The sequence below is a fragment of the Acinetobacter sp. UBA5984 genome, from assembly GCF_002429925.1.
GTDB lineage: Bacteria > Pseudomonadota > Gammaproteobacteria > Pseudomonadales > Moraxellaceae > Acinetobacter > Acinetobacter variabilis.
This window is the reverse complement of sequence record NZ_DJBE01000053.1, coordinates 63,728-82,775: the sequence shown is the minus strand read 5'-3', so window position 1 is coordinate 82,775 and position 19,048 is coordinate 63,728. Positions and strand designations below refer to the sequence as shown.

Here is a 19,048-nt window from a genome sequence, read left to right as displayed (position 1 = left end):
GGAATATTACGATGCGTCCAGACATTCATCCCGAATATCGAGAAGTTTTATTTCATGACACTAATGTTGATGCCTACTTCGTGATTGGCAGCACCATGACTTCTAGCCAGACCAAGGAATATGAAGGTAAAACCTATCCTTATGTCACCCTGGATATTTCGAGTGCTTCACATCCGTTTTATACCGGTGAGCAACGTCAAACCAGTAATGAAGGTCGCGTAGCGAGCTTTAACAAACGTTTTGCCCGTTTTAAACGTGGTTAAACTTAAAACCTCCGATTTTTCTCTCAATTTAAATCGTGGTTTATGTCAGGAAATTACCTCCAATTTCCTGACTTTTTTATGCCTGCGCTAAAGCCAGCTGGGTTAAATAGAAGCCCACACCCAGCATAAATACTCCAACAATCACACTAGAGATCACATAACTTAGGGCAATCGTGACTGCACCCTGCTTAAGCAGCTGAAAAGTTTCTAGACCAAAACTGGAAAAAGTCGTAAAGCCGCCCAAGATGCCTACCATCAAAAATAGCCGCGCTTCAGTTTGCAGGAAACTGTATTTCTGGCTAAAGGCAAAGAAAATCCCGGCACACAGGCAACCTATAATATTGATCCACCAGGTCGGCCACGGAAATAGCATCTGTGGCTTGGCAATCAACATTCCTATTCCATAACGCAGTGCTGCCCCGATCGCGCCGCCCATTGCCACCAAAAGCCAGTTCATGTCTACTCCGTCCTTATTCAATTTTAAATCTTTCGTCAGCCACCATGTGGGACGAGAATAATGAATAACATCATGCACCTAAAATTGCAGAATGAACATGGATCTTTGCCAAAAAATTGGTATATTCGACGCCATTCAAATTGATTTAAGTCTAGAGGGAATCCACATGGCTCAGGAATTACTGGCTCAATTGGCTGCGGGCGAAGCTAAATTTGCAGATGTGATTGCATATATCGATGCGCGCTATGCTCATACACCCACTGCTTTTAAAAATGGTCAACAGGCTAATGCTGCCACTGAAAACCAAGGCAGTGCCAAAGTATTTTCATTTGCCAAATTGAATGGCCTAGATCAGGCACAAACCTTGAGCCTGTTTGCCGAACACTATGCGGCTGTATTAGCAACACCAGAAGCAACGGATCACCAGAATATCCGCCAGTTCATGCAAAATGGCTGGGATGGCATTGCCTTTGAAGGTGAAGCACTGGCTGCCAAATAAGTTATTCTGCCAAATAAAAAACCGCCTATTTCTGGCGGTTTTTTATATCAAACTAACAAAACAAGATGACATTCTTATTTAAGATTAAAATTATTTTTTGGAAGAAGTAGNNAAAGCCTGGTCACCCAGAAGCATCCTAGGCCACCCTTTTAGAAAGCTTTAAAAGTTTTCCAGTTTTAACCTTTACCTACTTTCTCAACCCACTTGATTGAGCTAACCCGGAACACCTCACAAGCACCATCACCGGTATCGGTTGGGGTTAAGGAAGATTTCCAGACGAGGTCTTTATCACGTACTTCCACCAGTTCACCTTGCAAACGCACCAGATCACCACGTTTCACCTGTTTAATTGCTTTGGCAATTTGTGGATTGGCAGGAATGATGTGCATATTGGATACCATCTGTTTGGCCTGTTCAATGGGCACTGGCACGCGATCCATTTTCCAGTTCAGATAACGGTTATACTGATTGACTGTAATGTGCCGGGCAATTTCAGGTTGTGCAAACAGCCCCCAACTCACCGCATAATCGATCGGAGAGAACTTAGCCTGCTCGTCGTCGGTATAAATTTTTGATCCCAAAATACGGAAATCACCTTTAAACGGCTGCAAGACTGAAATAGATTGGTCTTTGGCCATCGGTGGCAGTCCTTTGGCAACATTATAGTCTACAGAAGTGTGACCATAAAGCGGTAGTAAAAGACTGGCCGCCAAAGCATAGTATCGAAGATGTTTGAACATAATTCTATCTTTATTCCATCAAATCTTTTCAAGAATATCTTGCTTGATAGTACGATTTTTTTAATGAATAAATAGTTGAAATTAGTAACAAGTTGATCAATTTTGGTGAGCGGAGAGCTTTAGCTAATCTGATTATTTTCGGTTAATCTAAGCCTGTCTAAGAATCATTTGAATGCGACCATGCTGTATAAATTCTATCAACAACATATTTTTCCGCATCTGCTGAATCAGGTTATGCAGACCCCATCCCTGATGGATTTACGCCGTAAATTATTATTGCCTATTACAGGTGAAGTCTTGGAAATTGGCTTCGGTACGGGATTGAATCTGCCTTTTTATCAGGCCGTAGATAAAGTCTATGCGCTGGAACCTAACCCGGACATTTTTAAACTGGCTGAGCAGCGCATCAGTCAAAGCCCTTTTGCAGTCGAACAGATTCAGGCGAGCGCAGAAGTCCTGCCTTTTGCAGAAAATAGTCTGGAAAATATCGTATCAACCTGGACCTTATGCAGTATTCCGGATCTGCATCAAAGTCTGCATGAAATTTATCGGGTTCTGAAGCCAGGCGGCCATTTTCATCTGGTTGAGCATGTATTAAACCGAGAGCATCTCAACATTCAGCGCTTGCAGCACTTACTCACTCCAATTCAGAAGAAAGTGGCAGATGGCTGTCATCTCAACCGGGATATTGAGACTGCTCTTTTAGAGGCCGGGTTTGACCTGGATGAAGTTCATTATATCGATGCCGAAGGTATTCCGAAAATTAGTCAGCGTATGCTGCTGGCACGAGTACATAAACCGCTTTAATCCAGCACTTTTAAATCAGTTATTCTAAACAGACGGCATTGGGCTGATCTTGGATTGCCTATTCCAACCTGAAATTCTTGCTGGCTGGTCGCTGATTTGACCTGTACCCAGTCCCCTTGCAGCCAGATCCGCTGATCTGCTTTTAAACGGCGAACCTTATTGGCAACAACTTCGCTGGCGGCAATCACACTCAGGTTCAGCAAATGAGGTTGAATGTTCGCAGGATTGGCCTGTGCGTCTGTAGCGGTCATATTGAAACAACGCCTGTCCTGCTCAAGCTTGAATGGTTTAAATACAGTACTGGATACTTTCGGTGCGGCCAGTAACAGATCAATATTGCTGACATAGGCCAGATCATTAAAGCTTCCCACCACTGGACTGGCTGGATGAATGGTACGCCGCTCAGGCCCATAATACTGTTTAGCCAGTACGCGATATTCAGCCTGATGCGGCTCAATCGATTCTACCTGAAAATTTTTGAGTACTCCGGCCTGCTCCAGATTCGGAATCGCCCGAAAGTATTCCGACCAGATCCATAGTCCAAGCGCAAACAGTGCTGCGGCAATAATCAGTTTATCCATAGTGTAGAGTTGAAGCTTGCTGTCCTTCAGTCTTCAAAATCAATCCGGATGGTTTCAAAACGTACCCGCCCTTCCTGAATGGCTTGAGCAATTGCCATCTGGCCTTTGGTCAGACGTGCACCCCCACTTTTAATATCAATCAACACCACTTCAATATCTTCAGCCAGCCCTTCACCATCACGAAAATCGGTATAACCATCAAAGACCACATAATCCACCGGATCACCTAAAAATTTGGCATCACTAGGCAGATATTGAAACTCTGGCATGATCGGTGCCAACTGCTCGGCCATTTTGCCTTTGAGTACCGCGCGACTGGTATTCACACTGCGTTTTTGTGCAGCAACTAAAGCTTGCTGATGTTCCAGCTCCAGCTCGGCAATATATTGTTCATATTCTGCTTTAATTCGACCATTTCGCGTCTGGCCCAGAATCAGGGTAGTTAAAACCACTCCAATACAGGCACCAATCAGCATAGCCATTCCAATGGACATTCAATCTTCCTAATCTGCTTTATTTTGCTGCCTACCTTCGACTGAAGTTGAAAGGGTCTGCCATCCAGTAAGCCTGCAAAGAATGATATGCTAGGCGGGAGCAGAATTAAATCATCCAAGGTCATGAAAACTATTTTAGTTGCAAATCAGAAAGGCGGCTGTGGTAAAACCATTACTGCAATTAGCCTGGCAGCTGCCCTGGCACAAAAGGGTTATAGAGTTGCTCTGGCTGATGCGGACAGCCAGAAATCGACCTTGCAATGGTTGAAACATCGCCCAAAAGATGCCGCGCCGATTCAGAGTCTGGACTGGCGAAATGCCAAATCGATTGGGGATGCGCCTAAAAACTTGGAATATCTGATCATCGATGCACCCGGAGCGCTGAATGAAGATCATGCCGAGCAGTTAATCAGTGAAGCAGATGCCATCATTACCCCGCTGCAGCCTTCATTTTTTGATATTGATTCTACGCGCCGTTTTCTCAAGCACTTGCAGGACATTAAACGCATCCGTAAAGGCAAGGTTGAAATTCTGCTCCTCGCCAACCGCACCAAACCTAATGCAGCCAGCAATCAGGACATTCAGCAGTTTTTCAATAAAATTGATCAGCAACCGGTTGCCTGGATTTCTGAACGTGTACCCTATAGCCGACTGGCCATGCAAGGCCTGTCTATTTTTGACAAACAGCAGAAGATGTACCGGGAATTACAGGATCAATGGCAACCTTTATTGAATGCCATTATTGACGATCCAAGCCAATGGTTCTAGTTCTGTTATTTTTGCCTCTTCTTTTTATTCTTAGGAAAATAATCGTACTACTTCCTGTACTATCGTTTTCGATCGCTTTTTTTTCAGTTAATATGCCTGACATGACCTAAAAAAATGAGCTTCTAAATTCAGTGCAACAATACGCGCCCACACTACAAAAAGTCTTATTATTTGGACTGTTTTTCATTCTGATTTTTCTGAGTTTTCACATACTCAAGTATTTCATCATTCCTGTAGTTTGGGCAGCCATTATTGCGTACATGACCTGGCCGTTGTATCAGTCGATCTTAAGAATGAGTGGCAATCGGCCGACACTGAGTGCGACTATTATGATTCTGGGTGTGATTCTGGTGTTTGGTCTACCTTTTATTTTTGCCATTTTTATGCTGCAGCACGAAGGTCGGAACCTGTATTTTGAATTGCAAAAACAGGTATTCTCAGGTCATCTTAGCGTTCCAGATTTTATTCGCGGCCTACCACTTGTAGGTAAGGAAATTACCCGTACCCTGAATGAGATTAATGCCGATCCAAACAGCATTGCACAAACTATTTCGGTCTGGATTCAGGGTCATCTGAATTACGGTAAAGTTGTACTGAATGAAATCAGTAAAAATGTCTTCAAGCTGTGTTTTGCCGTACTGTCGTTATTCTTCTTCTACCGTGATGGTCATACCATTCTGAATCAGGTGCGTAAAGCCTTTGAGATGGTAGTCGGTCCACGTATTCACCATTATCTGGCGACAATTTCAGATACCACACGTGCGGTGGTCTATGGGGTAGGCTTAACAGCAATTGCCCAGTCTTTGCTGGCAGGTATCAGCTATTTCGTGGCTGGTGTACCGAACCCGATGGTACTGACCATTATCACCTTCATCTTTGCCTTAATTCCTTTTGGCCCTCCCGTTGCTTATGGTGCAGTTTCGCTATGGCTGTTCTCGCAAGGACAAACCATTGAAGCCGTTGGCGTCATGGTCTGGGGTGTCTGTATTGTGAGTACAGCGGACAACGTGATTCGTCCACTGGTCATTTCGGGTGCAACACAGATTCCATTCCTGCTGATTATGTTTGGTGTTTTGGGTGGTATTGCCAGCTTTGGTCTGGTTGGTGTCTTTATTGGACCGGTGATTCTGGCCGTACTACTGGCCATCTGGCGTGAATGGCTGCATGAAAGCAACCTGAACGAACCTTTGATGATGCCTAAAGCCACTATGGCGCATGAGGTTGAACCGAAGAAAAAATTCCGTCTGCGCCGTAACAAGGCACCGAAATCACAAGACTGACTGGCTTAAACAAATTAAAACATTTAAGTACTGATTTTCTATAGTGCTTTTGGTCTTGCTCTGTTTCAATAGATTCCGAAAAGCAGAATAAAGATCAAGGTGTGATAATTATGTCTTCATTATTTAAACTTACAGCTTTGTGCGCAGTCAGTGCCGCACTTTTTACCGGTTGCGCTTCAACCTCTACTTCGACTGAAAATGTTAAAACCGTGACCCTGAATGCAGTTTCTGCACAGGGCGTCGGTGAATCGATTGGTACCGTATTATTGAGTGACAGCCCGGCTGGCTTGGTGATTCGTACTAATCTGAAACAGCTTCCTGCGGGTGAGCGTGGTTTCCACATTCATGAAAATGGTTCATGTGCACCTGCCATGAAAGACGGCAAGATGGGCGCAGCACTGGCTGCAGGTAGCCATTACAATCCAAATCAGGCTCCACATCACGGTACGCCAACAACCGGTCATCTCGGTGATTTACCCGCATTGAAAGTTAATACAGATGGAACTGCACGTGTCACCCTGCTTGCGCCACGTCTGAAACTGGCTGATGTTCAGGGTCGTGCGATTATGGTACATGCCGGTGGCGACAATTATTCTGACAACCCATTACCATTGGGCGGTGGCGGTGAACGTATTGCCTGTGGTGTGATCTGATTTATTACAGATGATTAGCATTCAAAAACGGGCTTCTTGCCCGTTTTTTAGTAGACATTTCTTCTGAAATAGGCGCTTAAATTGCATTTAAAACCGGCAGTCAAATACCACGGATCATATTCTTGTGAATAGCTCAGATTCCATGTTACATCCTCTTCATCACATACTTAAAAAAGCCCTGTTGCCTTTTCAGTCCAGTGCCTTGATGACTTACTGTTTGCAGATGTTTATTGTGCTTTCAGGGACGACTTTCGGTCTAAAACTTCTCGGCTATGAGACCTTGATTGTTCCGGTCACTTTAGGAGCAATTGCCACTGCCCTGACCGATTTTGATGACCGTTTAAGTTTAAGGCTACGCAATCTGGGGCTGGTCATGCTGCTGTTTTTTGCAGTCAGTAGCATGCTGGAATTTCTGCATCCCTATAAAATCTGGTTTTCGCTCTGGTTATCACTTTCTAGTGCTGTATTTATCTTGATGGGTGCTTTGGGACAGCGTTATGCCACTATTTCTTTTGGCACTGTATTGCTGTCCATTTACACCATGTTTGGCTTGGGAGAATATGGACACTGGTATGAGCAGCCGCTTTATTTTGTAGTTGGGGTGGTGTGGTATGGCCTGACTTCTATCCTATTTTATCTGATTCGTCCAACTTTACAGGTTCAGGAAAATCTGTCCATCAACCTGCAACAGATGGCGGAGCTTCTATCGACCAAAGCCAAATTATTTGATCCCGATAATCAGAATAATGTCGAGCCGCTGCTCTACGAGCTTTCCTTAAAAAATACTCAAGTGATTGAAAGCTTTAACCGTACCAAAGATTCTTTACTGACCCGACTCAAAGCCTCGCGTCCGAATCATAAGACCATTTACTGGCTGAACCTTTATTTTCTGACTCAGGATATTCATGAGCAGGCAACTGCCAACTATCTGCATTATGAGCAGATTCACCAGCATTTTAGCCGTACCGATCTGATTTTTCGCATTCAGAAAAATTTTCACTTGCAGGCACTTGCCTGTCAGCAGCTGGCTGCTTGTGTACTGCGTAATGAAACCTATCAACTTCCTGAACAGCATCAGCTGGCACTCAAAGCATTAGAAGCCTCCATGCAGGACTGGATTGCCCAGCATCCACAGAATATTGAGGTAAAAAACTTACAGCTCATTCTGAGCAATCTGCTCAGTGTGCATGAACAGCTGCAACATTTGCAGGATAAACAAGCCATTTACCGTCCGGATTATCCAAAGCATTTTGATGATTCCAGCCTGTTTGATGATGACCTGCGTGGACCCGCAGATTTCTGGCTGAAATTAAAACCCCATTTGGGACCACAATCGGCGCTGTTTCGTCATGCGGTGCGGATCGCTTTGGTCTTTCTGGTTGGCTATGCCATTTCTCTATTGCCCTTTGCCAAAAATGGCTACTGGATATTGCTGACCAGTCTGTTTGTCTGCCAGATCAGTTATTTCGCTACCAAAAGCCGTTTAAAACTGCGGACTTTAGGTACATTGCTCGGTGTCATTTTAGGCATCCCGATCCTGTATTTTGTACCAAGTATTGAAGGCCAGTTGCTGCTTACTGTGATTTTCGGTGTCGGTTTTTTCTATTTGCGTTCCAAGAAATATGCCATGGCCACGTTGATGGCAACCTTGGTGGTACTGCTGATTTTCAATCTGAAAGGCGCTGGCTATGCAGTCATTCTGCCACGCATTATCGATACCCTGATTGGTTGTCTGATTGCCTGGCTGGCGGTCAGTTGTATCTGGCCGGACTGGAATTTCCGGAATATTTCTAGCAATATTAAAAAGTCTTCCCAAGCGACGCTGAACTATTTACTGGCTATTCTGGAGCAATATCAGCATGGCAAAAATAACAGTATTGCTTATCGGACAGCGCGTCGTTTGGCCCACAATGCCCAGATTGACCTTTCCAATATGATTTCGAGTCTGAGTACCGAACCGAATCCAGATCCAGTGCTAATTCGCAATGCCTTTCGCTATCTGGTTTATAGTCACAGTCAGCTCAGTTATATTTCCGCATTGGGTAGCCATCGCGAACAGGTATCTGATCCACAAATTTTGCAACTGCTATCTGCCTGTCAGCAGACTTTAACCTCTGCCCTATCAAATCCTGAAAATGTACCGCAGCAGAACATTCAGGACCAACTGGCAGAAATCCGGCAGCTGAGTCAGCAGGAGCATATTTCCACCCACCTGCTGCTAGTACTTAAACAGATCAGTTTGTTACTGGAAACCTTGCCTGAATTATTGTCTTTAAGGCAGCAGTTACTGGCGGTTGAAATAAAATAACCAAGCAGATTACTAGGATATAAGTATCTAAAATAATTAATTTTATTCTATAAATTTCTTTTGCTTAAATCGGCAGATTGGGTACACTCAAGCCTGATTGAATAGAACATAGAAGAGTGAGTGCGCGTGAATATTAAAACTTTACGTCTGGTTGGATTGCTTGAAGGTATTTCATTTCTGTTGCTGTTATTTATTGCCATGCCGGTCAAGTACATGATGGATAACCCGATTCTGGTGAAATATATCGGCATGGGTCACGGCGTACTTTTTGTGCTTTTTCTTGTGGTGTTATTTGCTGTCTGTGAAAAACAGAAATGGTCTCTGAGTATGTTTATTCTGGGCTTGATCGCGTCAATTCTGCCGTTTGGACCATTTATCTTTGATATGAAATTAAAGAAGTTGGAGCAGCCGGCTGAAGCTTAACTTTTGGATTCTAATTATTATTAAATCCATCATGGACGTTTTCTCTCCTTTTAGGAGATAAGCAGCACTGCTGCGCAAGGGTGAGGTTATTTTATTAATATTTCCCTCTCTCTAACTCTCTCCCATAGGGAGAGAACATTCAATACATTTATTTGAGGCACATAAAGTAAATAGCTTCATTCGATTAAACATTTAAAAGGAAGGAATTCTTCTAAAACTCCCCTCGCTCTTTTCTTTCCAGCATCACCTGTTTTAGCTGCATACGTGGCAAGCTAAACCAGAGTGCAATTAAAATAAACGAGGCGCCGCAATAAGCCAAAAGATCAAAAGCTTCATAAGCAATTCTGACCACTTCAATCACGATAAAGAAACTCAGCATCATCAAGATAGATACCGTTGCCGCAACCGTGCCTTTAGACACTTCAGATGACATCAGCGCAAAACGGTACAATACTGAGAAGCTGATCCCTTCACCCAGACTGATGCAAGTGGTACCGATAATCAGACAATGCAGAAAATAGTCTGGAATCAATATTCCCACTAACAACAAAATGGTTCCGAACAGCATCAATGGCACACCCAGCATTACTGTTTTACCGAGCGGCATCTTGTCGATAATTTTTAGCAGAATGATATTGCCCAGAATCAGGCCACCCAATACCGGAAACTGAGCCAAGCCATATTGCATGCTGCTCAAGCCTAGTTCTTCAACCAGAATCACGGGAGATAATGCAATCCATAGCATCAATGGCAAGCTCACCAGCGGTAATGCCATGGTCATGATCACGAAACGCTTATTTTTCAGGACCTGCTTAAAGTCATCGATAATATAGCTGAGTGGCTGTTTGGGAATACTGATATTCGGATTCGGCATCTTCGCTTTTAGTCCAAACCAGCTCAGAAATGCCAGACAGGCAATGCCGATAAAACCCCAGTGCCATGAGACATGGTCAATCATAAAGGCACCGACTACTGGCCCTAAAAGTGGTGCCAGCAAGGAAACATTGGCCATAAGTGCCATGACTTTAATGGCATCGCGTTCTTCAAAACTTTCCTGAATCGCGGCATAACCCACAGCAGCAATAAAGGACAAGCCAAAACCTTGTAAAAAGCGCAGGAACAGGAAGCTTTGAATATTCGGTGTGAGTAAAATCGCCAGACAGCAGATTACAAAAAATGCTACGCCACCCAGCAGGACTTTTTTACGGCCTAATCGGTCTGATAAGGGTCCTAAAATTGCGGCAACAAATGCCCCACCTAACAGGAAAAAGGACATAGAAGATGGTGCCCAGGAACTGCTTACGCCAAAATCACGGGTAATGGCCAACATGGCCGGCTGGATCAGGTCATTACAGATATAGACGGAGAATTCAAACAGTACCAGTGCCAGAGGAAACATCAGTGTGGCACTGGTCAGTTTTTGGGTCTGGATATTTTGCATGGGAGTTGTTATTGCCAGTTTGTCCGTTAATAGCAGACCGAACTTTATCTAAAATAGAGAAGAATAATTTTAGCAGAGTACTATTTTTAAATCCGTTCTCTTTTTGAAGGGTCTAATCAAAATATTATATTTTTCTCTTTCTGAATTAACCTCAAATCATCCGGTTCATAAGCACGAGTGAAAAACTAAAAATTAAAAGAATTTATAGCTCTTCCAAGTTAATTCAATAAATATTATATACTTATGATAATTAAGTAAATTATACAGTATTCCAGTCTTGAAACCATTTTTCTTTTCTAGAATCTTCAAAAGGAAGAAGTTGTTCTACTAACTCTATAATCAGTTGATCAATATCTTTTGCTATCGAATATCCTAAAGTTATTTTTGAAATACTCCCACTTTTTAATTGGTCACTACAGTCCAATCTAGAGTAATGATAGTTGGCCCTATCCGTAATAAGTTTATCAATATAATCAATATGCCCTTCTGCTGAAAAATGGTCTTGAGGAAAAAACCTTACCAAACTTAACCAACAGAATCTTAAGAACCATATTAAATCTTCATTACCTTTCATTATATTAAGCGTGATGCCACTATCCCAATTAACATGACAATTTAAATAGACTTCTCTTTTCAGAGCGGGTAAAGAAAAAATAAAAATTTTATCTGCCTCTAGTTCATTATCTTTCTCACGATACAATAATTTTTCTCGTAGGATTTTTTCTGATTTTATTTTATCGTAGTTAGTATGAAACCTATTTAAGTAGAATAGTGAAAGTGAAGCTAAAAATCCCCCAATAACACCAATTGTGGCGGCTAATATATTTGAGTCCATTAATTCCTCTTTTCTAAAACAAAAAAGCGCATCAACAAGATACGCTTTTAACGAAGTTTTGTTTAAAGATCAAACATTATTATGGACAGACTGCTTTCTGGAAAGTTTTGGTATTTGAACCACGTACACATTGATAGAGCTTCTCAGTATTGTGCATTTTCCAGTTCTTCTCTTCTTTTCTGAAATGATAAATGGTCTGAATTGATCTCACCGAATCATCCATCAGACCTGTTTCAGTCACTTTCACCTGTCCAACCGTCGGTGACTCAACACGATTAAAGAACTGACGAATCTCGACTGTTGCCAGTTCTTCACGCAGGTCAGGCCTCATTTTAAGCACCTGATCCAAAGGTGTATCTGAAGAAGACTGCACTCTTGCAATCACTTTTTGGGTGGTTGTACAACCTGATGTCATCACACCCAGACCTAAAATTGTAACCGCCAATAACCGTAACATATTGTTTAACCCAGATTATCTTTATTATGCAGAAATTATCATGCCGGGCTTTTCAGCTTAACGCTATTTAGACTCTGTAAGTCCAGTTACAGAGCAATAAAAAAAGCGCACCTTTCGATGCGCTTTTGTAAATCTATTCTGATTAAAGATCGAATAGTTTGCCTGGGTTCATAATGCCATTTGGATCGAACACTTTTTTCAAGGCTTTCATGTATTCGATTTCTTCAGCTGAACGGGTGTATTCAAGATAAGGTTTCTTGGTCATACCCACACCATGTTCCGCAGAAATTGAACCGTCATATTTTTTCACGGTATCAAATACGTACTTGTTCACGACTTGGCATTTCGCAAAGAATTCATCTTTGGCCAGGTCAGCCGGTTTCAGGATATTCAAGTGCAGGTTACCGTCACCGATATGACCGAACCAGCAGATTTCGAAGTCTGGGTAGTTTTCATTCACGATCGAATCGATTTCTTTAATGAATGCCGGTACGTGAGTGATCAGTACAGAGATGTCATTTTTATACGGAATGAATGGAGCGATTGACTCAGAGATGTCTTCACGCAGACGCCATAGGCTATGTACTTGCTCAAGACTTTGGCTCATCACGCCATCCAGCACCCAACCCTGTTCCATACAGTGCTCGAAGATTTCCATCGCCTTGTCCATAATTGGCTCAAACGGCGCTTCAAATTCAAGCAATACATAGAATGGACATTCAGTTTCAAATGGACGCTGTACGTGACCATTGGCCAGTACTTTTTGCATCGCCAGCTCACCGAAGAACTCGAATGCAGTCAGGTCGATTTTTGCCTGGAATGCATGTAACACTGGCATGATCGCATCAAAATCAGGTACGCCCAGTACCAGCACTTGCAGGTCTTGTGGCTGACGCTCAAGTTTGATTTCTGCTTCAGTGACTAAACCTAAAGTACCTTCACCACCGATGAACAGGTGTTGTAACGCATAACCAGTCGCGTTCTTGATCATGCCCTTGTTCAGACGCAGTACATCACCTTTACCAGTCACCACAGTCAGGCCAAGCACCCAGTTACGGGTCATGCCGTATTTGATCACTTTAATTCCGCCAGCATTGGTTCCGATGTTCCCGCCGATCTGGCTTGAACCAGAAGAGGCAAAATCTACCGGGTAATACATGCCCTGCTCTTCAGCATAGTTTTGCAGCTGTTCAGTCACCACACCGGCCTGTACGCGCACCATACGGTCTGCCGGGAAGAATTCCAGAATCTGGTTCATCTTGTCCATGCTCACCACAATCTCACCATTCGCAGCGACAGCGCCTGCAGAAAGACCTGTACGACCACCTGATGGAGTCACTGCAACATTGAACTGGTTGGCAAGCTTCACAATTGTTTGAACCTGTTCAGTCGAAGATGGGAAAACGATGACCGATGGGTTTGGATCAAAGTGTTTGGTATGATCACGACCCCAATTCTGGAGGCTGTCCGCATCAGTTTTAATACGGTTTTCACCCACAATTGCAGTCAATTGGGTCAATAACTCTGGGGTTAAAGCGACTGGAGCATTCATCGTTTGCAGACCTAGCATGAATTAAACAAGAGAGACCTCGCCGGTTTATTTGTATATTTTTCAGGCATTAAAACCTGTATACAAAGCAGGCGAAACATGATGATTAAAGCACCAAAACTGGCAGCTTAAACAGCATGGCGCAATATTATAAGCTATTTTTGGGGCTTTCCCTTAAAAAATGACAATTTTGATAATATACCTTTGAAAATGATAGTTTAATTCAACCAGTTCTATCATTTTCACTACTATCACTTGCAAAAATAGCTGATATTGTAGTCATCAAGGAAATGTATAACCGCCCCATTCCTGTGCTATTATACGGCGACTAAATTTGGCCTTTGTAGCGGAGCCGTAATGAGCCAACATCTATCTCTACCTAAAGATAAAATCCGTTTTCTATTGTTAGAAGGCGTTCACCAGAACGCAATCGACACATTGAATGCAGCTGGATATACCAATATCGACTATCGCAAAACAGCGCTTGAGGGTGAAGCACTGAAAGAAGCGATTAAAGATGCACACTTCATTGGTATCCGTTCCCGTACTCAGCTCACTGAAGAAGTGTTTGAAGCTGCGAACAAACTGATCGCGGTAGGTTGTTTCTGTATCGGTACCAACCAAGTGAATCTGGATGCAGCAATGCGTCGCGGTATTCCGGTATTCAACGCACCGTATTCAAATACACGTTCAGTTGCTGAACTTGTACTTGCTGAAGCGATTCTTTTGCTTCGCCGTGTACCTGAAAAATCTACAGATACACATGCAGGCGGCTGGAACAAATCTGCTGTAGGTTCGTTTGAAACTCGTGGTAAGACTTTAGGTATCGTTGGTTACGGTTCAATTGGTTCACAACTTTCTGTCCTTGCTGAAAGCCTAGGTATGAAAGTAATCTATTTCGACACAGTGACTAAATTACCACTCGGTAATGCACGTCAGGTCGGCACAATGGGCGAACTTCTTGCAAATGCCGATGTTGTTTCTATTCACGTTCCTGATGTTCCGTCTACACGTAACTTCATGACCAAAGAACAATTCGCGCAAATGAAAGAAGGCTCAATCTTCATCAATGCGGCACGTGGTACATGTGTTGTGATCGAAGATCTGGCTGAAGCGTTGAAATCTGGCCACCTTGCAGGTGCTGCGGTTGACGTATTCCCGAAAGAGCCGAAAGCAAATGGCGAAGAATTCGTTTCTCCATTACGTAACATTCCAAATGTGATCCTGACTCCACACGTGGGCGGTTCTACGATGGAAGCTCAGGCAAACATCGGTCTGGAAGTTGCTGAGAAATTTGTAGCTTATTCAGATAAAGGTATGACGCTTTCTGCGGTGAACTTCCCAGAAATTGCGCTTCCATTGACTGAAGGCAAACACCGTCTGCTTCACATCCACAAAAACATCCCGGGTGTTCTGTCTAAGATTAACAATCTGTTTGCTGAACACGGCATCAACATCTCTGGTCAGTCTTTAATGACCAAAGGTGATGTAGGTTACCTCGTAATGGATGTAGATGCGACTGCATCTAAAGAAGCACTTGATACGCTACACGAAGTTGAAGGCACGATTCGCGTACGCGTATTGTTCTAATTCAACTACTGAAAAAACCGCAGGCATCGGTCTGCGGTTTTTTTTATTTTTTAGGGATTTATTTTCCCTGAGTACAGTCCGCGCCTGTGCGCCGTATTCGATTACTTCGAAGCCAAATTTAGTCATGCCAGATTTTAAAATTGCACCAATGGTGCAAGCGCCACTGATTTTGCTGATCGCCATGATCAGCATGCAAAGCAGTGGCTCCTTTGCCAAATATCTGTTTGGCCAGTTCCCAATCCTGACCGTTTCAGCCATGCGCCTGCTCTTAGGTGCAGCCGTGTTGGCGTTGATTTTTAAAATCTGGCAAATCAATTTCCGTCAGGTGAAATGGTCAGCGATTATCAGTTATGGCATCGCGCTGGCTGGCATGAATATGCTGTTCTATCTGGCGATTGATCGCCTGCCACTTGGTATTGCAGTTTCTTTTGAATTTATTGGGCCCTTAAGTGTTGCGCTTTTTCATGCCCGGCAGAAGTTTGATTTCATCTGGGTCGGACTGGCAATTCTAGGGCTGGTGCTGCTGTTTCCCTTTGATCAGGCCGTACAGCCACTTGATCCGATTGGTATTCTATTTGCCTTGAGTGCAGGTGCCTGCTGGGCACTGTATATCGTCGCGGGACAGAAGCCTTCCGGGGTTTCCGGCAACCATACCGTGTGCTTAGGCATGTTTGTCGGCATGCTGGTACTGATGCCAATTGCACTCTTTGCAGGAATGCCAGCTCATACTTTTGAACCAATCAGCCTGATGTACTTTTTAGCTCTGGCAATATTGGCCAGTGCACTGCCCTTTACCCTGGAAATGATTGCACTTAGAAATTTAACCGCTTTGAGTTTTGGAACCTTGATGAGTCTGGAACCTGCAATTGCAGCATTTTCCGGTTTTATCTTTTTGGGTGAAACTTTATTATGGACCCAATGGCTGGCATTAGGCACAATCATTAGCGCTTCAATTGGCTGTACGGTGATCACACAAAGAAGAAAGCATTAAATAAAAAAGGCGCTCAAGCGCCTTTTTTAATAACCTATTTAATTTTAGCGTGGCGCTGCATCTTTAATAGCTGTATTTAATGCAGTAGCTGCTGTCACATTATAGCCATCACATGCCGAAGCAAGATGGTCATACAGGTAATCTGTCCATTTGAGCATTAGAGGAGTTGCACCCTCTTCCCTTAAGTTATCCAAGGCAGCTTTTCTTGCTTGAGCAATATAATCGGCGTGATCAATATGTTCCCCATGTTCCGAGAAAGTACTTGAATAAATTCCACCCTGATATTCGATCGCACCAAAGTATTTGTAATATTGCTGCGCATCGTCTTTATATTCGGCCTTTTTAAATTTCAGATTAGCCATCGTGCCATCTAAAATGGTTTTCGCCATCTCTTGAACAGACTCGCCTGTCTGCCATTCAGCCAATGTACGATAGTCAGTTTTGATATCCGGATCAAATTCAATAAATTCTTCCTCAGGATGCTCCGCCAGAATACGGAAACATTTAGATCCGTTCGGGAAAGTACGCGCCTTCTGCAAGCCGACAAAATTAGTAGCAAACTGATTGTAATATTTACGTTCAGCATCGGTAGTATCAGTATTAAAGAAAACTCTGGTTTCGGTATCGTCATACATCTTCACGACAGCAATATTGGTACGTTCAGTTAAGGCTTTACCTGACAGGTCGTACCACTCCAGGTGTCGATGATTGCTGATGTTATTTTCCGGAATAGTGACGGGACGACTAGTAAATTGTTCAGAAGTATTTTCCAGTACTTTTTCCAGTTTATAACCTAATGCTGTACGGGCACGATCTGCAGGGAATACGCCTTTCTCTGTAACATAAATTGGGAAAGTCATGTCTTCATCAAGATCATATTCAGTATCAACAGCCCGGTTATCATCTACATACAAGATGCCGTCAGTAATTTTATTTTTATGACTGGCCAATAGAAGCTTTTCCGACTCCATATCTGAAGCATCAATATTCGGTAGGTTGAACTGATAGGTATAGAATTCTGAAATTGTATCTGATGTTCCATCACCATTATCTGGAGTTCCAGGATTGCTCGGATTACCAGGATCGGTTGGGGTGGGTTGACCTGCGACTGGCTCGTTATTATCAGAATCAGAGCCACCACATGCAGTCAGCATAAGGATCAAGACAGCACAAGAGAGTAATCTTAATTTCATTATTATCTACCTTATTATTTTTTCATCATTTTATTTTTCATTGTTATTTTAAAGTTGACCCAAACCATGAGGTCTAAGCCATTTTAATAAATATAAAATTAAGATCAAATTAAAAATTGATTAATTTGNNCACTGATCCAAAATCCGCTTCGCATTCACAAAATATTCTTCTGCCCTACTCATCAAAAATTAACCAGTTTGATATACTTCCGCTTTCCTCTGTATCTCGATTATACCCTTCTGGTATAAGTAGTTTCTCCCATGCCAAACGTCCAACTTCTTGCTGTGTTGTACATGGTTCTCTCCATGACTTCATACCAGATCAGTGCATCCTTCGCCAAGCAACTTTTTCTGGTGCTTGACCCGATCACCGTCACTATTTTAAGACTCTGCTTTGCCGCCATTATTGTCTGTGTCATGTTCCGTTCCTGGAAAGTTATTCGACGTTTACAATTCCTGAAATGGCGGGATCTGCTCTGCTATAGTGCTTCTCTGGGCGTGATGAATATCCTGTTCTATATGTCGCTTGGGAAACTCCCGCAAGGAATTGCAGTCGGACTAGAATTTATTGGCCCACTAGGCTTGGCCTTAATTTCGATTCAGAACCGCAAGGATTATGTCTGGGTGTTACTGGCAATTTTAGGCATTGTGCTGATGGTGCCATGGGGGGAAGCCAATAGCAGTAACTTTGACCTGCTTGGTGCAGCGTGTGCCCTAGGAGCTGGCCTCTGCTGGGCCCTATATATCTATTTTGGGCAACGCGTGGTACAACAAAATATCGGGATGCATGCACTGACGATTGCCATCAGTATTTCAGCCCTGTGTTTGCTACCAATCGGACTATATAACAACGCCTCTGCTTTGATTGATACTCAATATTGGGGCAAGGCCATTACCATTGCAGTACTGGCAACCGCCATTCCTTATGCACTGGATTTAAAAGCGCTCCAGCACTTGAATAAAACCAGTTACGGCACGCTTTCCAGTCTTTCTCCAGCTCTGGCAGCACTAGTAGGTTTTATCTTGCTGGATGAAAAAATTACGTTACTTCAAACGGTCGCACTGGTTTGTATTATGCTGGCTTCAGTTGGCGTGACTATGCGGGAAGCACGGCAGCAATATAAAACCCGGAAAATAGAAAGCTGAATAAATAAAAAAAGATGGCACTCTGGCCATCTTTTTTTATCATGAAAATTTGAATTTCAATATTAGCTTTTAACCAGCATGTCTTTTTTCATTTCTTTATAACGCTGATATTCAGTTTTGTACTGATCCGCTAAAGCCTGTTTTTGTTCATCTCCCAGAATTTTCCCGGCCTGCTGGAAGAAAGCATGCTCTTCTTCTTTCAAATGATGATGAACCTTATCTGAGAGTCTCTTGGCAATTGCAATCCAGCTAGGGCTACTAAATTCGGTTTCAGTCAGTTCCTCAATCATTTCATCCATTTCATGATGTTCTGCCAAGGCGTGACGGGTAATATTCAAGCCGGGATCTGTCATCATCAAGGGAATATAAAAGTAACGGTCTTCTGCCGTTTCATGCGCAAACAGTTCATTCTTCAGCTGCTTGAACAACTCACGACGTTCCGGTGAATCCCCCGAAGTTTGCAGTAATTTTTCTGCCAGATCACGCTGGATTTCATGACTTTCCCTTAATGCTTCAAAAATGGTGGTCATGTAATTGTTCTCCTGTTTTTGCCATGCCTTTGCTCCAGCATAG

The 19,048-nt window shown here is 43.1% G+C and carries 21 protein-coding genes; 11 read left to right on the top strand and 10 right to left on the bottom strand.

Going from position 1 to position 19,048, the window contains the following annotated elements; genetic code table 11:
- Positions 1 to 11: 11 nt before the first annotated feature.
- A complete protein-coding gene (locus tag B3J29_RS08680) occupies positions 12 to 263 on the top strand; it encodes a type B 50S ribosomal protein L31 (RefSeq protein WP_286965009.1) in 252 nt (83 codons plus the stop codon).
- A gap of 76 nt (positions 264 to 339) precedes the next feature.
- On the opposite strand, the gene crcB is transcribed toward B3J29_RS08680, so the two are convergent.
- The gene (gene crcB, locus B3J29_RS08675) at positions 340 to 720 is read right to left on the bottom strand and encodes a fluoride efflux transporter CrcB (protein ID WP_286965008.1); all 381 of its coding nucleotides are present in this window, start codon (positions 718 to 720) and stop codon (positions 340 to 342) included.
- A 166-nt stretch (positions 721 to 886) separates the two neighbouring features.
- Here crcB and B3J29_RS08670 point away from each other — a divergent pair, with 166 nt between their 5' ends.
- A complete protein-coding gene (locus B3J29_RS08670; RefSeq protein WP_004787011.1) occupies positions 887 to 1,219 on the top strand; it encodes a HopJ type III effector protein in 333 nt (110 codons plus the stop codon).
- Positions 1,220 to 1,395: 176 nt separating this feature from the next.
- On the opposite strand, the gene B3J29_RS08665 is transcribed toward B3J29_RS08670, so the two are convergent.
- Positions 1,396 to 1,959: a hypothetical protein gene (locus B3J29_RS08665; protein WP_286965007.1), complete on the bottom strand. Its 564-nt coding sequence runs from the start codon at positions 1,957 to 1,959 to the stop codon at positions 1,396 to 1,398.
- 180 nt (positions 1,960 to 2,139) lie between these two features.
- Between B3J29_RS08665 and B3J29_RS08660 the strand changes: the two genes are divergently transcribed.
- A complete protein-coding gene (locus B3J29_RS08660) occupies positions 2,140 to 2,766 on the top strand; it encodes a class I SAM-dependent methyltransferase (protein ID WP_286965006.1) in 627 nt (208 codons plus the stop codon).
- Here the strand turns inward: B3J29_RS08660 and B3J29_RS08655 are convergent.
- Positions 2,763 to 3,347, bottom strand: coding sequence for a hypothetical protein (locus tag B3J29_RS08655; RefSeq protein WP_214001869.1), 585 nt, complete (start codon positions 3,345 to 3,347; stop codon positions 2,763 to 2,765). The genes B3J29_RS08660 and B3J29_RS08655 overlap by 4 nt on opposite strands.
- Before the next feature lie 26 nt (positions 3,348 to 3,373).
- Positions 3,374 to 3,841, bottom strand: a complete 468-nt coding sequence (locus tag B3J29_RS08650) for a Holliday junction resolvase-like protein (RefSeq protein ID WP_004787020.1) — start codon at positions 3,839 to 3,841, stop codon at positions 3,374 to 3,376.
- Between the two features lie 123 nt (positions 3,842 to 3,964).
- On the opposite strand from B3J29_RS08650, the gene B3J29_RS08645 reads away from it, so the two are divergent.
- From B3J29_RS08645 to B3J29_RS08625, 5 genes are all read left to right on the top strand, one after another.
- On the top strand, positions 3,965 to 4,609 hold the full coding sequence (locus B3J29_RS08645; RefSeq protein ID WP_175966185.1) for a ParA family protein: 645 nt from the start codon (positions 3,965 to 3,967) through the stop codon (positions 4,607 to 4,609).
- Between the two features lie 131 nt (positions 4,610 to 4,740).
- Positions 4,741 to 5,889, top strand: a complete 1,149-nt coding sequence (locus tag B3J29_RS08640; protein WP_034169693.1) for an AI-2E family transporter — start codon at positions 4,741 to 4,743, stop codon at positions 5,887 to 5,889.
- A gap of 110 nt (positions 5,890 to 5,999) precedes the next feature.
- The gene (gene sodC / locus B3J29_RS08635; RefSeq protein WP_005233664.1) at positions 6,000 to 6,542 is read left to right on the top strand and encodes a superoxide dismutase family protein; all 543 of its coding nucleotides are present in this window, start codon (positions 6,000 to 6,002) and stop codon (positions 6,540 to 6,542) included.
- A 142-nt stretch (positions 6,543 to 6,684) separates the two neighbouring features.
- Entirely contained in the window at positions 6,685 to 8,850 is a 2,166-nt protein-coding gene (gene yccS / locus B3J29_RS08630) for a YccS family putative transporter (RefSeq protein WP_175966186.1), read from the top strand.
- 126 nt (positions 8,851 to 8,976) lie between these two features.
- Positions 8,977 to 9,273: a DUF3817 domain-containing protein gene (locus B3J29_RS08625; RefSeq protein WP_004787034.1), complete on the top strand. Its 297-nt coding sequence runs from the start codon at positions 8,977 to 8,979 to the stop codon at positions 9,271 to 9,273.
- Between the two features lie 211 nt (positions 9,274 to 9,484).
- Here the strand turns inward: B3J29_RS08625 and B3J29_RS08620 are convergent, their stop codons facing one another.
- From B3J29_RS08620 to B3J29_RS08605, 4 genes are all read right to left on the bottom strand, one after another.
- The gene (locus B3J29_RS08620; RefSeq protein WP_175966187.1) at positions 9,485 to 10,714 is read right to left on the bottom strand and encodes an MFS transporter; all 1,230 of its coding nucleotides are present in this window, start codon (positions 10,712 to 10,714) and stop codon (positions 9,485 to 9,487) included.
- Between the two features lie 259 nt (positions 10,715 to 10,973).
- Positions 10,974 to 11,549: a hypothetical protein gene (locus tag B3J29_RS08615; protein WP_175966188.1), complete on the bottom strand. Its 576-nt coding sequence runs from the start codon at positions 11,547 to 11,549 to the stop codon at positions 10,974 to 10,976.
- A 79-nt stretch (positions 11,550 to 11,628) separates the two neighbouring features.
- Positions 11,629 to 12,006 carry a hypothetical protein gene (locus B3J29_RS08610; RefSeq protein WP_175966189.1) on the bottom strand — a complete coding sequence of 126 codons (378 nt, stop codon included), beginning with the start codon at positions 12,004 to 12,006 and terminating at the stop codon, positions 11,629 to 11,631.
- Between the two features lie 142 nt (positions 12,007 to 12,148).
- A complete protein-coding gene (locus B3J29_RS08605; RefSeq protein ID WP_175966190.1) occupies positions 12,149 to 13,558 on the bottom strand; it encodes an FAD-binding oxidoreductase in 1,410 nt (469 codons plus the stop codon).
- 354 nt (positions 13,559 to 13,912) lie between these two features.
- On the opposite strand from B3J29_RS08605, the gene serA reads away from it, so the two are divergent.
- The gene (serA, locus tag B3J29_RS08600) at positions 13,913 to 15,145 is read left to right on the top strand and encodes a phosphoglycerate dehydrogenase (RefSeq protein WP_004787044.1); all 1,233 of its coding nucleotides are present in this window, start codon (positions 13,913 to 13,915) and stop codon (positions 15,143 to 15,145) included.
- Positions 15,146 to 15,269: 124 nt separating this feature from the next.
- On the top strand, positions 15,270 to 16,136 hold the full coding sequence (locus B3J29_RS08595) for an EamA family transporter (RefSeq protein ID WP_261635317.1): 867 nt from the start codon (positions 15,270 to 15,272) through the stop codon (positions 16,134 to 16,136).
- Between the two features lie 44 nt (positions 16,137 to 16,180).
- Here B3J29_RS08595 and B3J29_RS08590 read toward each other — a convergent pair whose 3' ends face one another.
- On the bottom strand, positions 16,181 to 17,329 hold the full coding sequence (locus tag B3J29_RS08590; RefSeq protein ID WP_261635316.1) for a hypothetical protein: 1,149 nt from the start codon (positions 17,327 to 17,329) through the stop codon (positions 16,181 to 16,183).
- 261 nt (positions 17,330 to 17,590) lie between these two features.
- On the opposite strand from B3J29_RS08590, the gene B3J29_RS08585 reads away from it, so the two are divergent.
- Entirely contained in the window at positions 17,591 to 18,475 is an 885-nt protein-coding gene (locus tag B3J29_RS08585) for an EamA family transporter (protein ID WP_261635315.1), read from the top strand.
- A gap of 62 nt (positions 18,476 to 18,537) precedes the next feature.
- Here B3J29_RS08585 and B3J29_RS08580 read toward each other — a convergent pair whose 3' ends face one another.
- Positions 18,538 to 19,005 carry a hemerythrin domain-containing protein gene (locus B3J29_RS08580; protein WP_005233643.1) on the bottom strand — a complete coding sequence of 156 codons (468 nt, stop codon included), beginning with the start codon at positions 19,003 to 19,005 and terminating at the stop codon, positions 18,538 to 18,540.
- Positions 19,006 to 19,048 lie beyond the last annotated feature (43 nt).